The sequence below is a fragment of the Rhizobium sp. SG570 genome, assembly GCF_012275345.1.
In the GTDB taxonomy this organism is placed as follows: Bacteria; Pseudomonadota; Alphaproteobacteria; order Rhizobiales; family Rhizobiaceae; genus Rhizobium; species Rhizobium lusitanum.
The window spans coordinates 34,018-55,452 of record NZ_JAAZQI010000025.1; the positions used below are offsets into that span (position 1 = coordinate 34,018).

Here is a 21,435-nt window from a genome sequence, read left to right on the forward strand (position 1 = left end):
TCCGTATATAGAGACTTTCTTAGTTTTGAACAATTCCAAAATATGAAATTCATATTCACGTTATTCTGACGGCGCCGACCTCCTCATCCGCCCGTCCTCGCCTGCTTCTCCTTCAGTTCCCTGGCATAATCGAGGATCGCCTGCTTGCGCTCCGGCGTACCCGGATGGGTCGACAGCATGCTGGTGTCACTATGATCATCGAGCTTGGCTTCGAGGAGATCGAAGAAGCGCGACAACGCTGCCGGGTCTTTGCCGGCGGCCAGCATCAGCTCCACCGAGCGGCGATCGGCCTGCGCCTCGGCTTGCCGGGAGTAGGAAAGCGCAAGAAGGCCGCCGCCCTGTGTCAATACGTCGTGAACGCCAGAGCCCACGTCTCCGGCGATCAGCAACACGAGACCGGCGACACCGGCGGCCCTATACAGCTGGCGGAGGCTGTGTTTGTATTCGACGTGACCGATCTCATGGCCGAGCACGGCGGTGATCATCTCCTTGTCGCCGCCGGCCAGCTCGACGAGCTGATCGGTCAGGACGAGATTGCCGTCCGGCAGCGCGAAGGCGTTGGGGCCGATGAGGCCGCCATCGCGGAAATTCAGATGATAGCGGCCCGCACCGCCCTCAGCGTTCGCGGCTATCCTGGTAAAATCATCGCGAATTTCCGCCTGCTGCGCCTCGAGAAGCTTGCTGGGGCCGAAGGTCACTCGATCCAATGTCTTCAGCGTTCCCGCCGACATCATCTCCGGCACCACCGGCGGCGTTACCAGGACGGCGACTTCCACGAGGGCCGGCAGGGCATAACGATAGATGATCGAGGCCAGGACGAATACCGCCAGGGCGAAGGCGATCAGCCGGGAACGGACGATCTCGAGCCGATGAACAAAGCTGCTGCGCTTTTCGCCGCGGCTTTGCAGATAGGCATCGACGGCGTCGTTATCGCGGGTTTCGAAAACCGATTCGTTTCCGAACACGATACGGCGCGGGATGGAGCCCACGCGCTGGCTGACGTCGATATCGGAGCGGATGCCCCAGGCAAGCCGCTTGCTCGCGTCTCCCTCTTCGTCAGACAGCACGATGAGCGATCCGCCGACATCCAACAGCCGGGCCGGAACCTCCCGGCTGGAATGCGGCGGATGCCAGATGCCCGTCGCGATCGCTTGCGGATCAGAAGCCAAAGTCGAATCCATCGACATCGAGATATTCCGCGCTGATGGCGTTGCCGGTCGAGCGGATCTGGTCGAAGACCACGCCGATTTCACCGTCGACATGGACAGCAGTATGCTCGGTAAGAAAAACTTGCATGCGCACGGCCGCCCAGGGGCGCATCAATCCGAGGGTTACCAAGGTGACAACGACATTGGAAATCGCAATCCACGCATAGCGCCGGCGACCGAGATCGCTTCTGAGCTGATGGCGATGATCGATCATCGCGGCCGACCAGATGATGTTGCGCACCGTCGCGCGATAGTAGAGGCCGGCCAATATGTAAATCGGGAAAATAAGCACAATCATCCAATGCCACAGGCTGATGCTACCCATTCCCCGACCCATCGAGTTGCCGCTGAAACCGCCTGCGGCAGCACCGAAAAGTCCCAAGATCACGAGGCCGGCGATCACAATCGCGACTACGGTGATGAACGCCTCGTACAGCGCGCCCAATCGCGGCTCGGTCGAGAAGGGTCGATCTCCGTAACGCAGATTGTCGAAGACGTATTTATAGAACCAGCGGGTTGCGACCGGAGACAGCAGCCCGACCGATATCACCGTTACCAGGGTACCCAGGAAGATCGCCTTGAACGCGCCGCCATAGGTCCCGACGAAATCGAAGCGCACATTGCGATAGCTTGTCACGCGCGCATTGAACCTCAGTCCGCGCATGAGAAACCATGGGAATACCACAAGCATGACAGGCCAGATCGCCAGCACCGCCAACGGCGCCACGTGTGAAAGTATATTCACCACGATAAGAAAGCCGAACACGATCAGCCGGCCGATGAGTATCTGTTTGCCCTTGGCATGATATTCGAAGCTGTGGCCCAGAAGGGCGGTATTCCCATAAAAATACCGGTTGCGGCGTACTTTTGCCCAGGCCGAATAGATGCCCAACGTAACGATCGTCAGCAGAATATTGACGATCCAGATGCCGAAATATTCGGAGGCGTTGCCCGTGAAGGAAGCCCTTTGGAAAAAGGGCTTTCCGCCCAACGGATAGCTTTGCTCGACAGTTGCCATATTGTAGTCCCCTACCCCACGAGAGGACGAGCGTTTCCCGGAGGCACTCCACATGAGCACGGGCCGCAGGGAGATGTGTTGCGCACCACATCACTCGCCTTACCGTTGCACTTGAGAGCAGGAAAATAAGCGCCGATCAACGGAAAAATATCCGACGGCAGCATTCGCCCCGCCAAGGGGGCAAATAGCCCCCGTAGCTGCAACCTTAATGCCACACTGGCCTGGTGCTCAGGGCGCGGAGACCCAGACGGCCATTTCGCAGCCGCCCGGCTCGCGGAAGTGAAAGCGTCGGCCGCCGGGGAAATCGAAGGCGGGACGGGTTATGACGCCGCCGGCGAATTCGACTGCGCGCTGGGCCTCTTCCAGATCGGTGGTGCGCACCACAGGCAGCGGCGCGCCGGCCGCTTCCCCCGCATCGCCGTCGATGCCGGCGTCTATACCCGCCGCCTCGATAACATGGTAGGTCGGCCCGTAGCTGACAAAGCTCCAATCGAAAGCTTCCTGGAAGAAGCGCCGGGTTTTCAGGCCATCTTTCGACGGAAATTCAAGATAGTCGATCTGATAGGTCACGGACACCATGCGGTCCTCCCACTGTTCTTGTTTTGTTCTAGAGCAAAACAATGGCGTAGACAAGCTCACTCTACCCAAAACAATCGCAACAAAAAACCGCCGCCCGGAAATATGTCGGACGGCGGTTGAAATCATTCGATAATGGCGATCCTTATTTCATCGTCGGCATGACGAATTCGGCGCCATCCTTGATGCCGGACGGCCAGCGGGCGGTGATCGTCTTGGTGCGCGTCCAGAACTTGATCGAGTCCGTGCCGTGCTGGTTGAGATCGCCGAAGCTGGAAGCCTTCCAGCCGCCGAAGGAATGATAGGCGAGCGGAACCGGGATCGGAACGTTGACGCCGATCATGCCGATGTTGATGCGCGAGGCGAAATCGCGGGCAGCATCGCCGTCGCGGGTGTAGATGGCGACGCCATTGCCATATTCATGCTTCATCGGCAGGTCGAGCGCGTCTTCATAGTTCTTGGCACGGACGACGGACAGAACCGGTCCGAAGATCTCGGTCTTGTAGATATCCATGCTCGGCGTGACGTGGTCGAACAGCGAGCCGCCAACGAAATAGCCGTCTTCATATCCCTGCAGCTTGAAGCCACGGCCGTCGACGACGAGCTTGGCGCCCTCTCCGACACCACGATCGATCAGGCCGTTGACGCGGTTATAAGCGTCCTTGGTGACGAGCGGACCCATATCGGCCTTGTCATCGGTATAAGGACCGATGCGCAGGGATTCGATCTTCGGCACCAGCTTCTCGACGAGGCGGTTGGCCGTATCCTCGCCGACCGGCACCGCGACAGAAATCGCCATGCAGCGCTCGCCGGCCGAGCCATAGCCGGCGCCCATCAGGGCGTTGACGGCCTGATCCATGTCGGCGTCCGGCATGATGATCATGTGGTTCTTGGCGCCGCCGAAGCACTGGGCGCGCTTGCCGTTCATGGCAGCCGTGCCGTAAACGTAACGGGCGATCGGCGTGGAGCCGACGAAGGAAATAGCAGCGATATCCGGATCGGCCAGGATGGCGTCGACCGCAGCCTTGTCGCCGTTGACGACGTTGAGGATGCCTGCCGGCAGGCCGGCTTCGATCATGAGTTCGGCCAGGCGGATCGGCAGGGAAGGATCGCGCTCGGAAGGCTTCAGGATGAAAGCGTTGCCGCAGGCGATCGCCGGAGCGAACATCCACATCGGGATCATGCCCGGAAAATTGAACGGTGTGATGCCGGCCCCGATGCCAACCGGCTGGCGGATGGAATACATGTCGATCGCCGGGCCGGCGCCCTCGGTGAATTCGCCCTTGGCGAGATGCGGAATGCCACAGACGAATTCGCAGACTTCCAGGCCACGGATGATGTCACCCTTGGAATCCTCGATCGTCTTGCCGTGCTCCTTGGAGAGCATCTCGGCCAGCTCGTCCATGTGCTTGTTCAGAAGCTCGACGAATTTGAAGAAAACGCGGGCGCGGCGCTGCGGATTGGTGGCCGCCCATTTGGGCTGCGCTGCCTTGGCATTTTCGACCGCTGCGCGGATCTCCGCGACGCTGGCGAGTGCTACCGTCGCCTGCACTTCGCCGGTTGCCGGATTGTAGACGTTGGCTGTGCGTCCGCTGGTGCCGGCGACGTGCTTGCCGCCAATGAAATGACCGATCTCTTGCATGGATGTGCCTCCTCGTTTTCTTGGATGTATACAGGATCGCACTTCAATTTGCACAAATCAATGAGCTGTTATAAGCAACCGTTGTGCAAAAATTAAAGCCCTGGATGTGCATATGGATTGGGATGATGTCCGCATGTTTCTCGCCGTCGCCCGCACGGGGCAGATTCTGGCGGCCTCCAAGCGGCTCGGCGTCAACCATGCCACGCTCTCCCGGCGGGTGACGACGCTGGAGGAGCGGCTGAAGACACGACTGCTGGTGCGCCGCACCAATGGCTGCGAGCTGACAGCAGAGGGCGAGATCTTCCTGCATGCGGCGGAGCGCATGGAAACCGAGATGCTGCGCGCGCAGGCAAGCGTCGGCCACCTTGACAGCGCCATTACCGGCACGGTGCGCATCGGCGCGCCGGACGGTTTCGGCGTCTCCTTCCTGGCGCCCAGGCTCGGACGGCTGATCGCGCGTTATCCGGAGCTGCGCATCCAGCTCGTGCCGGTGCCTCGCTCCTTTTCGCTGTCACAGCGCGAGGCCGACATCGCGATCACGCTGGAGCGCCCCGAGCAGGGCCGCCTGGTCTCCTCCAAGCTGACGGATTACACGCTCGGCCTCTATGCCTCGAAGACCTATCTGGAGCAGGCAGGCCTGCCCGATAGCGTGGAAGCGCTGAAGCTGCATCCGCGCATCGGCTATGTCGAGGACCTGATCTTCACCGCCTCGCTGAATTTCTCCGGCGAGATCATGCGCAGCTGGGATGCCTCTTTCGAAATCTCCACCTCCATCGGCCAGACGGAAGCGGTTCGCTCCGGCGCCGGCATCGGCATCCTGCACGATTACATCGCCAGGCAATTCCCGGAACTCACTCGCATCCTGCCCGATATCTCCATCAAGCGCGCCTATTGGACTGTTTATCACGAAAGTGCCCGCGATCTCGTGCGAGTGCGCACCGTGTCGGATTTCCTGCAGGAACTGGTCAGCGAAGAACGGCGGATGTTCCTGTAAAGGCCCGCCTCGCCCTAAGCATGTTTCGGCGGCTCCTCGTTCTCATCAGGATTGGGCACGGGAATTTCATCCGGCATCCTATCCGGATCCGGCTCCTCAATCGGCGGCTTCGGTGCCCAACCCGGATCAGGCATCGGTGGCGTCTCGGGAATCGGCTCGCGCGGCACGGACATGCCAGTTCCTTCCGTCTTGTTGCTGATATTGGCTAACGGTCGGGAGCAGGCAGGGTTCCATGGGAAATCTCGCTGGTCCATCGTCGGAAGCCGGCACCGTGTCCTCGCCGTGCAAGACTTTCGGTTTTATTTGCGCATGCGGCCAGCTCGTGCATAAGTAGAGTGGCAGGCTTTCATTTCATCCGAGCAGATTCCGAGGGAGCGCTTGATGCTGAAAGGCGGGGTATTCTTCACGGCGCTTGCCGTTGGTCTCAACGCATGCACGACTGTCGACTTTTCACAGCTTGCTCCGGCGACGCTAACCGGCAGCCTGTTCGTGATGTGGGTTGGCGAGGGTGATTCCAGCGGAGATGGCAAGTTCGTCTTCGTTCCCGATCCTGCCGATCCCTTGACGTTCCGCCGAGCTGATCGCTCTCTACCCGGCGCCGAAATCCAGCCCGGCTTGATGTACACGGACGGTGGCTCTATTCCGAAGATCGCGCAGGTCTTCAAAGGATTGTCACCGTGGGGTTATGCGCCGGCCTACATGATCCACGACTGGCTGTTCACGGCGCACCATTGCATTGTGGATGGCGAGAACAGCAAGCGGTTCGACCAGGTACGCAACGTGTCGTTCGAGGATTCCGCCAAGATACTCGGCGAGGCCATCCGGGGGATGGTGAAAGCAAATAAAGTTCAGCAGAACGATATAGCCGGAACAGCCATCACCGCCGCGGTGGGTAGCAGCATTGCCGAAAGCCTCTGGAACAAACAGGGTGCCTGCAGCGCCTCCAAACTCAAACCCGAGGATATCGCCGCAGTCGAAAACGCCATCCCCGGCGCCGCGCCGCGCGCCGTGCGAAAGACATTCAGAGTTCCCCCCGAGACGCCCGCAATACCACCACGTGGCCGCGCTACGATCGTGTCGCGGATTACATTCTAAGAGCATCTCCCGGTGAGTCCCAAGAAGCGCGCGACACGGCGCTCAGATGAGGCTACGCTGGACAAGGGCATCCCGTGGTCTAGTTATTTCAGGAGCACTTTGGGGAGTAAGGATGATGAGCGAGAAAAAGAAACCGAAGCAGGCTGAGAAAGACCACAAGGAACAGGACGACTACCTCGAAGAGGCGCTCGAGGAAACCTTTCCCGCAAGCGATCCGATCTCGCCGGGGCATGTCGTAAAGAAACCTGAAAGCAAGGAATAGCCCTCTGCCGGTGCCGGGAGAGCTATCATGTCTGATCGACTGGGGAGAGAATGGTACGGTTGGGGGGTCTCGAACCTCCGACCTCAGGTGCCACAAACCTGCGCTCTAACCAACTGAGCTACAACCGCACATGCTCGCGTCGCCGCGAACGGGGGTGACATACGAGGACTTTGAAATTATTTCAAGTCCTATCTCCCCGCAATACAAAAAAGCTTCAAAGATATCCGGATGGTGGTGCGCCGCCAGCATTTGCACGAACAGGAACCATCCCTAAACGAAATGTCCCGCCTTCAGAGCTTTCACCTGAAAACGGGACGTTCATGCCTTGGGAGGCTTTTGGGAAATCAGGCGACCTTGAAGGAAGCCATTGCCTTTTCGGCTGCATCCTTGGCCGGCTTTGCCAGCTTTTCAGCAACCTTCTTGGTGGTTTCCTGAATGGACTTGGCCTGTTCGATGGTGACTTCGGCCTGCTTGCGGATGAAGGAGGTCTGAAGTTCGAACAGTTCGGCAACGGACTTGACGCGAAGCAGGGCTTCCATGTGTGCCAGCGAGCTTTCGGCATTGGTGCGCAGAACGTCGATTGCCTTGAGGCCGATCTCAACGGAACCAGCCTGTGCAGTCTGCACCGTCGCTTCGACGGTCTTGCCGGCTTCCTCGGTGGCAGCCTTCATCTTAGCGAAGGCTTCCTTGGACTGGGCAGCACCCTTTTCCGCGAATTCGCGGAAGGATTCGGAGACCTTGGAAGGATCGAATGCAGCCGTTGAAAAAACGTCGTCTTTCTTTACAGTAGCCATGATTACGCTCCTATACGGGTCCTCTTCGAGGCACCCTTCGTGAACTGTGTGAGGCTTATATAATATAAAAAATTGTGCAGTGCAACATAATTGTGCGACGCACAACGCATTAACCTTTCCGGCCGAAAGATGGGGCCTTTGCTGGACCCAAAAGCGGGGTACGGTTATTAATAAACCGTTAAAACACGAGAGGCGGTCACGCCCGCAAAACAGGTTGGAATATGCCCGCAGTTCAATATCCGTTCATTGACATTGCCGTGCATCCGCGCGTTCGGGAACGCTTTGCCCGTGGTGAAGCCATGGTAATGTTCTCGACCGGCATGGATCGCGTGCTGTGGGCCAATGGCGCCGGCGCCAACCTCTTCGGCTACGACGTCATCTACGATTTCCTCGATCAGGGACCGAAGCCCGGCGACGTCTCGTTCCGCCAGATCGAAGCGACGGCGCGCGGACTTGGCGGCATTGGCGACCAGCGTACCTTCCTGATCCGCATGGCCTCCGGCTTCCAGCGTGCGGTCGTCAACGCGGCGGTCGAACTCATCCGCATTCAGGCGGACGAGGAAGCAATCCTGTTTTCCTCGCCGGTCTCGGCCAAGCCGATGGCATCAGCCGAATGCGCCAAGCGCATGATCGACGGGTTCGACGACCCCGATACCCACATGGCCGTCGTCGGCCGCGACGGCGAAGTGATCGCCGCATCCGCCCGCTTCGGCACGCTGGGCGTCACGCCGCAGACGGCGAGAATGCTGACGACCATGGCCGGCGCGCAGCCGGACCGGTTGATCAAGCGGCCGATCCCGACCGGTCACGGCTATCTGCCGGCCGCTATCGGCAAGCTGTCGGAAATCCCCGCCCTGCACCTGCTGTTCGTCGTCGAAACCGCCCTCGGTCACCTCGATCCGACAGGTAGCCTCGGCGCCGCGTCGGCTTCGGCCGAACCGCAGGCGGAAGAGGCTCGCCGGGAACTGGAAGGTGCGGCCCTGGAGGAAGCGCCCACCCCCGCTGCGACAGCGCCCTTCGGCGACGTCATCGATGCGGTGGCGCATATTCAGGAACTGGACGAGACGCCGGAATATCAGCCGGACGAACAGGCCGAGGCAGCTCCGGCCACCGATAGCGCGGCGGAAGACACACATGCGCTAGCCCTGATGGATGGCGCAAGCGACGCCGATATCGAAGCGGCCGCCCAATCCGACGAACCGAATATGGAAGCGGCAGATGACGGCGAAGACCATATCGCCGATGCCCCAACGGATGTGAGCGCCGAGCCGGCCGCCGCGTCCGAAGCGCCCGCTGCCCAAGACGATCACGCGGAGAGCTTCACTTTCAAGCGCAACGGCCGCGCCACCCGCTTCGTGTGGAAGATCGATGCCGCAGGCCACTTCAGCGAGGTTTCGCGTGAGTTCGCCGATGCTGTGGGACCGCACGCGGCGCAGCTTGCAGGCGCCGCCTTTACCGATGTCGCCGCCCGCTTCAATCTCGATCCGGACGGCAAGATCGCCGAACTGCTGGCGCGGCGCGACACTTGGTCGGGTCGGACGATTTATTGGCCGGTGGAAGGCACGGGTCTGATGGTACCGGTCGACCTGGCCGCCTTGCCGACCTATACGCGCAGCCGCGAATTCGACGGCTTCAGAGGCTTCGGCGTGGTCCGTCTGGCGGATACCATCGAAGACCCGACGAAGCGTGGAATGACCCTGGGCGAGCAGGACGACCAGTCCACGCCCCCTGCCGCTATCGACCAAACGGCGGAGATGGAAGAGGCGGCGACCGAACATCCAGCTCCCGAGCAGGAAGACGCAGCCGCGACCGAACAAGCCGAGGATATCGGCCATGCAACGATTGAAGACGCCCCCACCACAAGCGAGGAGCCACCGGCTCTGCAGATCGCCGACACGCCGAACCGCCGCGAGTCGGACAAGGTCATCCGGCTCTACGAGCGCCGTCCGCTGACACCGGCCGGCCTTTCAGCAAGCGAGCAGGCCGCCTTTCGGGAAATCGCTCGGCAGCTCGAACCCTTCGGCAAGCGCACTGAGCCGCCCACTGAGCAATCTGAGGAAAGCGTCGATATCGCGCCGCAACCGAACGCGGCTGACGAAATCCTGTCCGACACGGCCAAAACGACCGTCGGAAACGACAATGTCGACGCTCAGCATGCCGACGTTGCGGCGGAAGCGAGCGAACTGGCATCCGAACCGAGCCAGGAACCCGCCGACGCTGCGGAGGAGCCGGACGATGCCGCCACCGGTAATCCTCCCGCCGAAACGCAAGGCGCCTCAGCCGAGCCGGAAGAGGATTTCGATCCGCTTGATGTTCTGAGCACCGCCATTCCGCCGCGCATAAAAATGCACACCGGCCTGTCGGCTGAGATCGTCGATCAGTTGCCGCTGGCCATCCTCGTTCATGCTGGCGATCGGCTGATCCACGGCAATCCGGAATTTCTGCGGCTGACCGGTTACGAGAGCCTGACGGATCTCGAGCACGTCGGCGGTCTGGACGCGCTCCTGCAGCGCAACGATCTGGAAGGCAAGACCGAGCAGCCGGGCACGATGATGGTCGTGCGCGCCGACGACGCGCTGGTGCCGGTCACCGCGCGGCTGCAATCGATCCGCTGGGAGGACGGCACCGCCTTGATGCTGGCACTGATGCCGGTGGAGAAGAGCGAGCCGTCCGCCCCGCCGCAACCGGTTGCCGAGGAAGCCCGCCCCGAACGCATCCTCGAAAAGGTCGCCAAGCTGCAGGTCGAGATCGAGGAATTGCGCTCGACGCTGGAAACGGCGACCGACGGGGTGATCATCATCGGCCAGGAGGGCGAGATCCGCTCGGTGAACCGCTCGGCGAGCGCGCTCTTCAACTACGACGACCAGGAAACCCGCGGCAAACCTTTCACCATGCTGTTTGCCCATGAAAGCCAGAGGGCGGTGCTCGACTATCTCAGCGGCCTTTCCGGCCACGGCGTCGCAAGCGTGCTCAACGACGGCCGCGAAGTGATCGGCCGCGAGGCGTCTGGCGGCTTCGTGCCGCTGTTCATGACCATGGGCAGGCTCAATTCCTCCAACGGCTACTGCGCCGTCATCCGCGACATCACGCAATGGAAGCGGACTGAAGAAGAGCTGCGCAACGCCAAACGCGCCGCCGAAACCGCCAATGCCCACAAGACGGATTTCCTCGCCCGCGTCAGCCACGAGATCCGCACGCCGCTCAATGCCATCATCGGCTTTTCCGACATGATGGCCGGCGAGCGTTTCGGGCCGATCGGCCATTCGCGCTATATCGAATATGCGACCGATATCGGCCGCTCCGGCCGGCATGTGCTCGACATCGTCAACGATCTGCTGGACATTTCCAAGATCGAGGCCGGCGAGATGGATCTGGAATTCGCGTCGGTCGGCCTGAACGAGGCGATCACCGAGTCGGTCTCGCTGGTGCAGCCACAGGCCAACAGCCAGCGCGTCATCATCCGCACCGCGCTGTCGCAAGCCGTGCCGAATGTCGTGGCCGACCAGCGTTCGATCAAGCAGATCGCGCTGAATATCCTGTCCAACGCCATCCGCTTCACGCCTTCAGGCGGCCAGATCGTCGTGTCGACCTCCTATGAAGGCAATGGCAGCGTTGTCTTGCGCATCCGGGACACGGGCGTCGGCATGACACGCTCGGAACTGGAACAGGCCATGAAGCCTTTCCGACAGGTGTCGACCAATTCCCGCAAGCGCGGCGACGGCACCGGCCTCGGCCTGCCGCTGACGAAAGCCATGGTCGACGCCAACCGGGCGAGCTTCTCGATCAACTCCGCGCCCAATGAAGGAACGCTGGTGGAAATCACCTTCCCGTCGCCGAGGGTGCTGGCGAATTGAAGATGATCTTAGTTTGATGGTGGTGGAAACGCACCACTATCGGGCAATAGCTGCAGCCAAGGTGCATCGTAACCTTCGGCGGTGCTGCCGCTGTCAAAACCAGAGATCACGCACACAGCGGCCTTTGGAAGGTAGGTCTTCAAACGTGTCCAGCCCATCGAAATGATCGATCGGCAAGTCATAGACAAGATCCGGTGGTGCAAGCCGCAGGTTGACGGCCATACGCCGGCGACCGTCGCTTTGAAGCCTCAAGCCGCGCCAACTCAATACACAGGCACAGGCTGGGCAGAATAGTATTTCGAGAGAGGGGTGCTTCTCTGCGGCGCGCGTATAGGAGGCAGTCTGTCCGGCGATGGAGATACGCTCTCCTTCGTAGTCATAGGCCCACAACGCGCCATAGCGCCGGCAGAGGGTACAGTTGCATGCCGTGATCGAGCCTGGATCACCCTCGAGGGTCCAACTTGCCTTGCCGCAATGACATGAACCAATGAGCATGAGCCTATCCTGCCGCATATTCGATGGCGGCATTCTGCCTCAGTCTTCGAGCGCCTGCAAATGGCGCGGGCCGGACATTCTCTCTATGCCTACCCCTAGCTCAATTCGTATCGCGCCGGCATGCGCCGCGCCTGACCCAGGCGCGGCACAGCGGAAATCACTCCCCCCGAACCTTCGTCGCCTTGCGCTTGGCTCGCGAATTCGGCCTGCCGGGCGCCGGGGCTGCATCGCTCTTGGCGAAATGCGGTTTGCCGGGCTTCTTCACCCAGGGCTTCTTATCCTGGCGTTCCGAAGCAACGCTCTCGCCTGCCTGCGTCCGTTCCGGTTTGCGGTCGGATTTCCATTTCGGCTTGCCGCCCTCCTGGGGGCGGGCGCCCTTATCGGCGAAGGGTTTCTTTTTCTCGAAATCCCCTTCCCTCCTCGCCTGCGAAAAATCCGGCACTCCGGCGAGCGGCTTCACGCGGATGCCTCTTTCCAGCGTCTTGTCAGGCCCGATAGCTGCAAGGAAGCGCTCGGCGCCTTCCTGTGAAAATTCGACGAAGGTTTCCTCCGGCTGCATCTTGATCGCGCCGATGTCACGCTTGGTCAGGTTGCCGTTGCGGCAGAGCATCGGGATCAGCCAACGCGGCTCGGCGTTCTGCTTGCGTCCTACAGAAAGCGACACCCAGACGCCGTCGGTGAAATCGTTGCGTCCAGAGGAAGAAGAGCCGGGCGCGTCATCGCGGAAAACAGGAAAATCGTCTCGGCGAGGCTTTTTGCGCTCGCCTTCAGCCGGCACGTCCTGCAGCTCTTCCGGCGCGGAGTGACGCGCCCGATAGTGACGCAGGAATGCGGCCGCGATCTGTTCGGCGCCATGGCTTTCCAGCAGCCGCTTTACCAGCGACTGCTCCTCATCCCGTAGAGGTTCGGAGAAAATCGGATCGGCGAGCAGACGCTCGTCGTCGCGTTCGTTCACTTCATCCGCCGACGGCGGCTTCGCCCAGGTGGCGCGCAGGCGAGCTGCCTCCAGCAGGCGTTCGGTGCGGCGGCGGGCGCTGAGCGGCACGATCAGAGCGCTGACGCCCTTGCGGCCGGCACGGCCGGTGCGGCCGCTTCGATGCAGCAGCGTTTCCGGATTGGTCGGTATATCAGCGTGAATCACCAGATCGAGGCCCGGCAGGTCGATACCGCGGGCAGCGACGTCGGTGGCAATGCAGACGCGGGCGCGGCCGTCGCGCATGGCCTGCAGCGCATGTGTGCGCTCGCTCTGGCTAAGCTCACCCGACAGGGCGACGACAGAGAAGCCGCGATTGTTGAAGCGCGCCGTCAGATGGTTGACGGCTGCACGCGTCGAGCAGAAAACGATGGCATTCTGCGCTTCGTAGTAGCGCAGAACGTTGATGATGGCGTTTTCCCTGTCGCTCGGCGCCACCGTCAGGGCGCGATAGTCGATATCGACATGCTGCTTGGTTTCCGAAGCCGTGGCGATACGCACCGCGTCACGCTGGTAATTCTCGGCAAGCTTGGCGATCGAGCGCGGCACGGTCGCGGAAAACATCAGCGTCCGCCGCTCGGCCGGCGACGTTTCCAGGATGAATTCAAGGTCCTCGCGGAAGCCGAGATCGAGCATCTCGTCGGCCTCATCCAGTACGACGGCCTTCAGCTCGGAAATATCGAGCGAATTACGGCGGATATGGTCGCAAAGGCGGCCCGGCGTGCCGACGACAATATGCGCGCCGCGCTCCAACGCCCGCTTTTCGGTGCGCATGTCCATGCCCCCGACGCAGGAGACGATGGTGGCGCCCGTCAATTCATAGAGCCATTCCAGCTCGCGCTGGACCTGAAGCGCCAGTTCGCGGGTGGGCGCGATCGCCAAGGCCAGCGGCGTGCCGGCGCGGCCAAAGCGCTCTGCGCCATCCAACAGGGTTGGGGCAAGCGCCAGGCCAAAGGCTACCGTCTTACCGGAGCCGGTCTGGGCCGATACCAGCGCGTCCTTGCCGGCAAGGTCGGGATCGAGCATGGCTTTTTGCACCGGCGTCAGCACTTCGTAACCGCGCTTTGCCAAAGCCTGGGCAATCGCAGGAACGATGCCTTCGAATTCGGTCATATCTTGTCTTTCGGAATTCTTCGCGTGCCAAGCGGCACGGATCATCGTGGCCCGCACGTCGCAGGCCTCTTCTTCAAGCCTGCACATACTTGGTCGGTAGGCCAATGTACAGAGCGGGCGCGTATTTGCGTGCGACGGAACGAAAAAAAGGCAGCGAACGCGCTGCCTTTGAAGTTGATGCTGCCTAACGAAAGCTCGAGTCGGTTAACTTCATGTCTCGGGAGCCAGGGGAAGCTCCAATCCGCTCATAGCTCATGCGAACGGTCTCAAGTCGGCTTTTACCTTTGACCAATCTTTCTTAACGCGAAGTTAGCAGAGGGGGGTCATCGTTTGCCCCTCAGTTTTAGGGTACGGCTCAATTCTTCAGCTCCTCCAGCCCGGCGAAGAGATCCAGCGCTTCCGGATTGGCAAGCGCTTCCTTGTTCTTGACGGGCCGGCCATGCACGACATCGCGCACCGCAAGCTCGACGATCTTGCCGGATTTCGTGCGCGGAATATCGGCAACGGCGATGATCTTGGCCGGCACGTGGCGAGGCGAGGCACCGGTACGAATAAGCGTCTTCATCGCCTTGACCAGCTCCTCCGTCAGCGAAGCGCCGGCGGCGAGGCGGACGAAAAGGACGACACGGACATCGTCGTCCCAATCCTGACCGATGCAGAGCGCCTCCAGAATCTCCGGGATCTGCTCGACCTGATTGTAAATCTCGGCCGTGCCGATGCGCACACCGCCGGGATTGAGCGTGGCGTCCGAGCGGCCGTGAATGATCAGGCCGCCGTGCTCGGTCCATTCGGCGAAGTCGCCATGGCACCAGACATTGTCGAAACGCTCGAAATAGGCGGCATGATATTTGGCGCGCTCTGGATCATTCCAGAACATGACCGGCATCGAGGGAAAGGACTTGGCGCAGACCAGCTCGCCCTTCTCGCCGCGCACTGGCTTGCCGTCCTCGTTCCAGACGTCGACGGCAAGGCCGAGACCTGGTCCCTGGATCTCGCCGCGCCAGACAGGCTGCAGCGGATTGCCGAGCACGAAGCAGGAGACGATATCGGTGCCGCCGGAGATGGAAGCGAGCTGGACATCGTCCTTGATGCCTTCATAGACGAAGGAGAAGCCTTCCGGAGACAGCGGCGAGCCGGTGGAGGTCATCAATCGCAGGCTTGAAAGATCATGCGACGTCTTCGGGGTCAGGCCGCTCTTGCGAACGGCGTCGATATATTTGGCCGAGGTGCCGAACAGAGCGAATTTCTCTTCCTGCGCATAGTCGAACAGGATGTTGCCGTCGGGCGCAAAGGGCGATCCGTCGTAGAGGCAGAGCGTCGCGCCGGCGGCAAGCCCGGTCACGAGCCAGTTCCACATCATCCAGCCGCAGGTGGTGAAATAGAAGACCTTTTCGCCGGGAACGACGCCGCAATGCAGCCGATGCTCCTTGATCAGTTGCAGAAGCGCGCCGCCGGTGGAATGGACGATGCATTTCGGCACGCCGGTGGTGCCGGAGGAAAACAGGATGAACAGCGGATGAGAGAAGGGCACCGCGACGAACTCGACCGCCTTCGCCTCGAACTGCGCGACAAACGTATCAAGGGTTCGCGCATCAGGCGTCGCTGCCACGACCGCGTCGGCGCTGCCGGCATAGGGCACGACGAGGGTGGGCACGTTCAGCCGCTGTGCAATGGCGCTGACCTTCGACGTGACATCCTGCAGCTTGCCGCCATACCAATAGCCGCTGCAGGCGATGAAAAGCTTCGGTTCGATCTGGCCGAACCGATCCATGACGCCCTGCTCGCCGAAATCCGGAGAACAGGAGGACCATATCGCGCCGATCGACGCAGCCGCCAGCATGCAGGCGATGGTTTCGGGCATGTTCGGCATCATTGCCGCCACGCGATCGCCCTTGCCGATGCCGATGGCGCGGTAGGCCTGCTGCAGGCGCGATACCATCGCCGCCAGCCGGTCCCACGACCAGCGATCGCGCACCTTGTCCTCGCCCCAGAACACCAGCGCATCGCCCTCGCCGCTTCTCGACAGCAGATTCTCGGCAAAATTCAGTTCGGCATCGGGAAAGAAGCGGGCTTCCAGCATGAGGTCGCCATTGATCAGTGCCCTCTCTCCACGCTTTCCCTTGATGCCGCAGAAATCCCAGACCGCTGTCCAGAAGTTCTCGCGATCGGCGATGGACCAGGCATGCAGGCCGCCGAAATCGGACATTGACAGGCCGAAACGCTGGTTGCATTCCTGCGTGAAGGAAAACATCGGGCTCTGGCGACGAAATTCTTCCGATGGCGTCCAAAGTGGCTGTTGATCTTGCATATTTCCCTCCCTGCTTCTCGCCTTATATACCAATGTTGCAGCGCACTATAAAGTCATGGAGTTGTGGGCATTTCCAGTGTGCAATGTTTGCATCCGCTAAACATTTCCTATATCCGGCAAGCATAGGCAGATCGTCCCTATCAGTTTGAGAGTTTCCACGGGATATGAGAGCGTCGAGAAACAATAAATGGTGGTTGACGATGCGATCGGCTTCGCGCTGGCTGCCGAGCGTCGTACGCACGACCGGTATCATTCTTCTAACAATCCTCATCATCTTTGCTGTCTTCAGAGCGACGGCGCCTTTCCTGATCTCCAGCGGGCTGGTTCGCTCCGGCATCGAAAAGGCGCTTTCGGAATGGACGGGATACCGCGCCCAGATCGAGGGCGATCCCACTCTCGATTTCTGGCCGACGCCGCGCGTGACGCTCAATCAGGTTACGATCCGCGAGCCGACGAAGAACGGCAAGGTACTCGGCCATGTCGACAGCCTATCGGCGGATTTCTCGCTGCTTTCAGCCATCCGCGGACGCGCGCATTTTCATGAGTTCCATTTCCTGCGCCCGACCCTCTACATCCGGCGCGACGAGAACGGCCTCATCGATTGGACGAACGAAGGCCGCCTTTCCAAGGCGATCGAGCAGGTGGACGCGTCCTCGTCCAGCCAAGGTGTGTCGATACCCAAGGACCAGGATGCCGCCATCGGCATGCTGACCATCGAGGATGGCAGCGTCGAGATGACGGACGATCGCAGCGGCAACGTCTACAAGATGAACGGCGTCAATGCGGACATATCGTGGCCACGGCTGTCCCGCCCGATGACGGCTGTCATTCTCGCCCGTTTCAACGGGCAGGACGTCAAGCTCAACTTCGATTCCACCCAGCCTCTGCTGCTTTTCGCCGGCAAGAGCGTTGATGCCAGGACCAGTTTCTCTTCGCCGCTGATCAGCTGGACTTATGCGGGCGTCACCAGCATCTCGGATCTTTCGACGCTTGCCGGCAATCTCGAGCTCAGCGTGCCCAACGTGCCTTCCTTCCTGGCGTGGAGCGGACAGCACCTGCCGGCCGCCGATGCGCTGAAGAACGTCTCGCTCAACGCCGATATAGCAGCGATCGAGAACGGCCTGCGCTTCAACAATCTGAATTTCAAGGTCAACGATTCCGCTGCCTCCGGCGTCATGGATCTGAGCTACACCACGGCCGGCAAGCCGAAGATTTCCGGCACGCTCGCCTTCGACCAGATGAACCTCAATCCGTTCCTGGCCGCCTTCTCCATGCGTCTCGCCGCCGAGACCGCCTTCGATGCGCTGCTGAACGGCAATCCGCTGCAGCGGCTCGATCTCGATATGACGCTTTCATCCAACAAGGCGGCGCTCGGCCCCTTCCAGTTCGACAATATCGGCGCGAGCTTGCTCGTCGCCGGCGGCAAGGCGAAATTCGACATCGGCGACAGCGGCTTCGAGGGGGGCTCGCTGACCGCCCATCTGGAGGTCGCTCCAGGAGACTTCGATGGCGGCGGCAAATTGCAGATATCCATCCGCAATGCGGATTTCGGCGGGCTCTTTACCCGGTTGAAGCTGCCAGGCCCGCTGCCGTTGATGACAGCAGGGTCGCTGGACCTCGCGCTCAGCACCTCCAAGCCGATCTGGGTCGCCACGCTCAGCGACGTCGCCGGAAAGATGCATTTCCAGTCGACCACCGGCTCCTTCCGCCAATTCGACATATCGACCTTCCGGGGTCTGGCGGCGGAAAAAGCCTTCTTCCGAATGAGTGACATTGCCGGCGGATCCTTCGATTTCGACAGCATCAATGTCGATGCAAGCTTCGCAAAGGGATCGGCCGAGGTCCAGAACGCCACGATCGCCGGGCGGAACGAAACCGTGACATTGAATGGTGTCGTTCCCTTCCGCAGCAATGGCCTGGCGCTGTCAGGCGCGATCGACGCAACCGCGCCCGCCGATTCGGAGGAGCTGCCGATGCTGCCCTTCTTCATTGGCGGCACTTGGCCGGATCCGGTCGTCTCGCCTGTGACGACGCTTTTGCAGAAACCGGCCCAGCCGCAAGAGCAATAATCCGCTCCACGCAACCTTGTCTCAAGCTGCGGCCGCCGCGTGCTCGTCCCTTTGGCGCTGGACCTCGCGACGCTTGGTCGCAATGGAAGCGCAGATGACGCCGATGGCGACGACGCCGATCAGGATGGTGCAGATGGCGTTGATCTCCGGCGTGACGCCGAGCTTGACCTGGCTGTAGATCAGCATCGGCAGCGTCTTGGCACCGGCGCCGGACGCGAAGGTCGCGATTACCAGATCGTCGAGCGAAAGCGTCAGAGCCAGGACCCAGCCCGAAAACACGGCCGGCGCGATGATCGGAAGAGTGATCTCGAAGAAGGTGCGCACCGGCGGAGCGCCCAGATCCAGCGCCGCCTCCTCGATCGAGCGATCGAAAGTCAGCAGGCGCGATTGCACGACGACGGCGACGAAACACATGGTCAGTGTCGTGTGGGCCAAGACGATCGTCCAGAAGCCGCGGTCGACGCCGGACGCCACGAACAGCAGCAGCAGCGACAGGCCGGTGATGACGTCAGGCATGACCAGCGGCGCATAAATCATGCCCGAAAACAGGATTCGGCCGCGGAAACGCGTGTAACGCACCAAGGTGAGTGCCGCCATAGTGCCGAGCACGGTGGCGATGGTCGCCGATAGCAGCGCAATGCGCACCGTCAGCCAGGCGGCGCTCAACATGGTGTCGTTGCTGAACAGATGCACATACCATTGCGTCGAGAAACCGCCCCAGACCGTGACCAGCCGAGACCTGTTGAAGGAGTAGATGACCAGCAGCAGGATCGGCAGATAGAGGAAGGCCAGACCGAGGGTGACCGAGACGATGTTGAAACGAGACCAGCGGATCATTGACTATCTCCCCTTCTCGTCGGCTTTAGCCTGGAAATGCTGGAAGAAGACGATGGGCACCACCAATACCAGAAGGAGGATGGTCGCCACCGCCGATGCCAGCGGCCAGTCGGTATTGCTGTAGAATTCGGTCCAGAGCACCTTGCCGATCATCAGGGTTTCCGAGCCGCCGAGCAGGTCGGGAATGACGAACTCGCCGACAGCTGGAATGAAGACCAGCATGCAGCCGGCAATGACTCCGGGAATGGAGAGCGGAAAGGTGACGCGCCAGAAGGCGCCGATCCGCGTACAGCCGAGATCCTGCGCCGCTTCGATCAGCGTGTCGTCCATCTTCTCCAGCGCGGAATAGAGCGGCAAGATCATGAAGGGCAGATAGGAATAGACCATGCCGATATAGACGGCCGTATTGGTGTTGAGGATGACAAGCGGTTCGTGGATGATGCCGAGCGCCATCAACAGCTGGTTCAGCAGACCCGTGGTGCTGAGGATCGACATCCAGGAATAGACGCGGATCAGGAAGCTCGTCCAGAAGGGCAGGATGACCAGCATCAGCAAAGTGGGCCGGATCGTGCGCGGCGCCTGCGCCATGCCGTAGGCGATGGGATAGGCGATGATCAGCGTCAACAACGTCGAGATGCCGGCAATCTGAAGGCTCTGAATGTAGGCATTCATATAGAGCGGATCGCCGGTCAGCCATACGTAGTTGTCGAACGACATGGTCTGCAGCTTGTCCCACCAGTCGGCGAAGCTGTCGGCCCAGGCGAACGACGGATCGTAGGGCGGGACGGATAGCGCCTTGGTCGACAGCGAGATGCGGAAGACGATGAGAAAGGGCGCGAGAAAGAAGATCAGCAGCCAAGCATAGGGAATGATGATGACGAGGCGCTGATAGAGGGAGGAACCGAGCGCTCTCATGATCAGTCCTTCAGCAATACGCCGGCATTTTCGTCGAAGGAAACCCAGACATTCTGGTCATAGGCGAAGGGTTCTTCCACGGCGCGAACCGCGTTCAGCGACGAGGCCTTGAGCACCTGTCCGCTCTTCAGCTTCACATGGAAAACGGTCATGTCGCCGAGATAGGCGATATCCCAGATCTCGCCTTCGGTGGCATTGACCGACGCGTTGGCCGGCGGGCGCGGCGTGACCCTCAACTTCTCAGGCCGGATAGCGAGGCTGGCGCGGCTTCCCGCGGCCGGTGCCTCGCTGGAGGCGGTGCGCAGCGTGAGGGCGGAATCGACAGCGATTTCGACGATGCCGGACTGCGCGGAGGTGACATTGCCGTCGAGAATGTTCACATCGCCGATGAAGTCGGCGACGAAGCGGCAATTGGGCGCCTCATAGATTTCCGCCGGTGTCGCCACCTGCACCACCTTGCCGTGGCTCATGACGGCGATGCGGTCCGCCATGGTCATCGCTTCTTCCTGGTCATGGGTGACGACGACGAAGGTGAGGCCGAGGCTCTGCTGCAGATCCATGAGTTCGAACTGCGTCTCCTCGCGCAGCTTCTTGTCGAGCGCGCCGAGCGGCTCGTCGAGCAACAGCACCTTCGGACGCTTGGCAATCGAGCGGGCCAGCGCCACGCGCTGGCGCTGGCCGCCGGAAAGCTGGTTGGGCTTGCGCTTGGCGAATTGCTCGAGCTTTACGAGCTTCAGCATCTGCGCGACGCGATCGTCGATCTCGGCTTTCGGCATGCCGTCCTGGCGCAGGCCGAAGGCGATATTCTTTTCCACCGACATATGCGGAAACAGCGCGTAGGACTGGAACATCATGTTGACGGGGCGGCGATAGGGCGGCGTGCCGGCAAGGTTCTGGCCATCGAGCACGATCTCGCCCGTCGTTGGCTGCTCGAAGCCCGCCAGCATGCGCAGCAACGTGGACTTGCCGCAGCCCGATGCGCCGAGGAGAGCGAAGAATTCGCGGTTGTAGATATCCAGGGAGAGATTGTCGACGGCGGTGAAATCACCGAACTTCTTCGTCACGTTCTTGAAGGAAATGTACGGCTTGGCCGAAGGGTCGCTCCAAGGAGCAAAGGAACGCCGGATATTACCGAGTGACTTCATCATCTATCCCCAAATGGATGCCGGGCGGGCTGTCCTAGAGCATTTCCGCTTTTCTTCGAATCGCGAAAACGCTCCATCTTGTTTTTTCGCATTCCGGACGGAAAACCGCTGCGCACTTTTCCTGGAAATGCTCTAGC

16 protein-coding genes and 1 tRNA gene are annotated in these 21,435 nt (G+C 60.9%); 5 read left to right on the forward strand and 12 right to left on the reverse strand.

What is annotated here, in order from left to right:
• Positions 1 to 83: 83 nt before the first annotated feature.
• The 4 genes from FHT28_RS31905 to FHT28_RS31920 form a co-directional block, all read right to left on the reverse strand.
• Positions 84 to 1,187 (reverse strand): M48 family metallopeptidase, encoded by a 1,104-nt coding sequence (locus tag FHT28_RS31905; RefSeq protein ID WP_210255944.1) that lies wholly within the window; start codon positions 1,185 to 1,187, stop codon positions 84 to 86.
• Entirely contained in the window at positions 1,159 to 2,226 is a 1,068-nt protein-coding gene (locus FHT28_RS31910) for a YjgN family protein (protein WP_092572988.1), read from the reverse strand. The genes FHT28_RS31905 and FHT28_RS31910 overlap by 29 nt, the downstream gene beginning before the upstream one ends.
• Positions 2,227 to 2,454: 228 nt before the next feature.
• Positions 2,455 to 2,802 carry a VOC family protein gene (locus tag FHT28_RS31915; protein WP_092573029.1) on the reverse strand — a complete coding sequence of 116 codons (348 nt, stop codon included), beginning with the start codon at positions 2,800 to 2,802 and terminating at the stop codon, positions 2,455 to 2,457.
• 145 nt (positions 2,803 to 2,947) lie between these two features.
• Positions 2,948 to 4,444 carry a CoA-acylating methylmalonate-semialdehyde dehydrogenase gene (locus tag FHT28_RS31920; RefSeq protein ID WP_168598398.1) on the reverse strand — a complete coding sequence of 499 codons (1,497 nt, stop codon included), beginning with the start codon at positions 4,442 to 4,444 and terminating at the stop codon, positions 2,948 to 2,950.
• 112 nt (positions 4,445 to 4,556) lie between these two features.
• On the opposite strand from FHT28_RS31920, the gene FHT28_RS31925 reads away from it, so the two are divergent.
• The 3 genes from FHT28_RS31925 (at position 4,557) to FHT28_RS31935 (ending at position 6,795) form a co-directional block, all read left to right on the forward strand.
• Positions 4,557 to 5,438 carry a LysR family transcriptional regulator gene (locus FHT28_RS31925; RefSeq protein WP_047561005.1) on the forward strand — a complete coding sequence of 294 codons (882 nt, stop codon included), beginning with the start codon at positions 4,557 to 4,559 and terminating at the stop codon, positions 5,436 to 5,438.
• Positions 5,439 to 5,816: 378 nt separating this feature from the next.
• Positions 5,817 to 6,533 carry a hypothetical protein gene (locus FHT28_RS31930; protein ID WP_168598399.1) on the forward strand — a complete coding sequence of 239 codons (717 nt, stop codon included), beginning with the start codon at positions 5,817 to 5,819 and terminating at the stop codon, positions 6,531 to 6,533.
• A gap of 115 nt (positions 6,534 to 6,648) precedes the next feature.
• Positions 6,649 to 6,795 (forward strand): hypothetical protein, encoded by a 147-nt coding sequence (locus FHT28_RS31935; RefSeq protein WP_162693744.1) that lies wholly within the window; start codon positions 6,649 to 6,651, stop codon positions 6,793 to 6,795.
• Positions 6,796 to 6,846: 51 nt separating this feature from the next.
• On the opposite strand, the gene FHT28_RS31940 is transcribed toward FHT28_RS31935, so the two are convergent.
• Together FHT28_RS31940 and FHT28_RS31945 are read right to left on the reverse strand one after the other, a co-directional pair.
• Positions 6,847 to 6,923 (reverse strand) — tRNA-His (locus tag FHT28_RS31940).
• Between the two features lie 216 nt (positions 6,924 to 7,139).
• Positions 7,140 to 7,589, reverse strand: coding sequence for a phasin (locus FHT28_RS31945; RefSeq protein ID WP_037199021.1), 450 nt, complete (start codon positions 7,587 to 7,589; stop codon positions 7,140 to 7,142).
• 221 nt (positions 7,590 to 7,810) lie between these two features.
• Here FHT28_RS31945 and FHT28_RS31950 point away from each other — a divergent pair, with 221 nt between their 5' ends.
• Entirely contained in the window at positions 7,811 to 11,443 is a 3,633-nt protein-coding gene (locus FHT28_RS31950; RefSeq protein WP_168598400.1) for an ATP-binding protein, read from the forward strand.
• A gap of 93 nt (positions 11,444 to 11,536) precedes the next feature.
• Here FHT28_RS31950 and FHT28_RS31955 read toward each other — a convergent pair whose 3' ends face one another.
• The 3 genes from FHT28_RS31955 to FHT28_RS31965 form a co-directional block, all read right to left on the reverse strand.
• The gene (locus FHT28_RS31955; RefSeq protein ID WP_168598401.1) at positions 11,537 to 11,938 is read right to left on the reverse strand and encodes a GFA family protein; all 402 of its coding nucleotides are present in this window, start codon (positions 11,936 to 11,938) and stop codon (positions 11,537 to 11,539) included.
• A 157-nt stretch (positions 11,939 to 12,095) separates the two neighbouring features.
• Entirely contained in the window at positions 12,096 to 14,024 is a 1,929-nt protein-coding gene (locus FHT28_RS31960) for a DEAD/DEAH box helicase (protein WP_168598402.1), read from the reverse strand.
• A gap of 355 nt (positions 14,025 to 14,379) precedes the next feature.
• Positions 14,380 to 16,332, reverse strand: coding sequence for an acetoacetate--CoA ligase (locus FHT28_RS31965; protein WP_168598403.1), 1,953 nt, complete (start codon positions 16,330 to 16,332; stop codon positions 14,380 to 14,382).
• A 164-nt stretch (positions 16,333 to 16,496) separates the two neighbouring features.
• Between FHT28_RS31965 and FHT28_RS31970 the strand changes: the two genes are divergently transcribed.
• Positions 16,497 to 18,401: an AsmA-like C-terminal region-containing protein gene (locus tag FHT28_RS31970; protein WP_047560997.1), complete on the forward strand. Its 1,905-nt coding sequence runs from the start codon at positions 16,497 to 16,499 to the stop codon at positions 18,399 to 18,401.
• A 21-nt stretch (positions 18,402 to 18,422) separates the two neighbouring features.
• On the opposite strand, the gene FHT28_RS31975 is transcribed toward FHT28_RS31970, so the two are convergent.
• The 3 genes from FHT28_RS31975 to FHT28_RS31985 are packed head-to-tail and all read right to left on the reverse strand — an operon-like array spanning position 18,423 to position 21,298.
• Positions 18,423 to 19,238: an ABC transporter permease subunit gene (locus tag FHT28_RS31975; protein WP_037199029.1), complete on the reverse strand. Its 816-nt coding sequence runs from the start codon at positions 19,236 to 19,238 to the stop codon at positions 18,423 to 18,425.
• Positions 19,239 to 19,241: 3 nt separating this feature from the next.
• Complete coding sequence (locus FHT28_RS31980; RefSeq protein ID WP_037199031.1) at positions 19,242 to 20,153, reverse strand: ABC transporter permease subunit; 912 nt, start codon at positions 20,151 to 20,153, stop codon at positions 19,242 to 19,244.
• 2 nt (positions 20,154 to 20,155) lie between these two features.
• Positions 20,156 to 21,298 (reverse strand): ABC transporter ATP-binding protein, encoded by a 1,143-nt coding sequence (locus tag FHT28_RS31985; protein WP_037199032.1) that lies wholly within the window; start codon positions 21,296 to 21,298, stop codon positions 20,156 to 20,158.
• Positions 21,299 to 21,435: the final 137 nt, after the last annotated feature.

Coding starts and splice junctions, on each gene's coding strand:
- FHT28_RS31905 (WP_210255944.1), bottom strand. CDS start 1,187: ATGTCGATGGATTCGACTTTGGCTTCTGATCCGCAAGCGATCGCGACG.
- FHT28_RS31910 (WP_092572988.1), bottom strand. CDS start 2,226: ATGGCAACTGTCGAGCAAAGCTATCCGTTGGGCGGAAAGCCCTTTTTC.
- FHT28_RS31920 (WP_168598398.1), bottom strand. CDS start 4,444: ATGCAAGAGATCGGTCATTTCATTGGCGGCAAGCACGTCGCCGGCACC.
- FHT28_RS31925 (WP_047561005.1), top strand. CDS start 4,557: ATGGATTGGGATGATGTCCGCATGTTTCTCGCCGTCGCCCGCACGGGG.
- FHT28_RS31935 (WP_162693744.1), top strand. CDS start 6,649: ATGAGCGAGAAAAAGAAACCGAAGCAGGCTGAGAAAGACCACAAGGAA.
- FHT28_RS31945 (WP_037199021.1), bottom strand. CDS start 7,589: ATGGCTACTGTAAAGAAAGACGACGTTTTTTCAACGGCTGCATTCGAT.
- FHT28_RS31950 (WP_168598400.1), top strand. CDS start 7,811: ATGCCCGCAGTTCAATATCCGTTCATTGACATTGCCGTGCATCCGCGC.
- FHT28_RS31955 (WP_168598401.1), bottom strand. CDS start 11,938: ATGCTCATTGGTTCATGTCATTGCGGCAAGGCAAGTTGGACCCTCGAG.
- FHT28_RS31960 (WP_168598402.1), bottom strand. CDS start 14,024: ATGACCGAATTCGAAGGCATCGTTCCTGCGATTGCCCAGGCTTTGGCA.
- FHT28_RS31965 (WP_168598403.1), bottom strand. CDS start 16,332: ATGCAAGATCAACAGCCACTTTGGACGCCATCGGAAGAATTTCGTCGC.
- FHT28_RS31970 (WP_047560997.1), top strand. CDS start 16,497: ATGAGAGCGTCGAGAAACAATAAATGGTGGTTGACGATGCGATCGGCT.
- FHT28_RS31975 (WP_037199029.1), bottom strand. CDS start 19,238: ATGATCCGCTGGTCTCGTTTCAACATCGTCTCGGTCACCCTCGGTCTG.
- FHT28_RS31980 (WP_037199031.1), bottom strand. CDS start 20,153: ATGAGAGCGCTCGGTTCCTCCCTCTATCAGCGCCTCGTCATCATCATT.
- FHT28_RS31985 (WP_037199032.1), bottom strand. CDS start 21,298: ATGAAGTCACTCGGTAATATCCGGCGTTCCTTTGCTCCTTGGAGCGAC.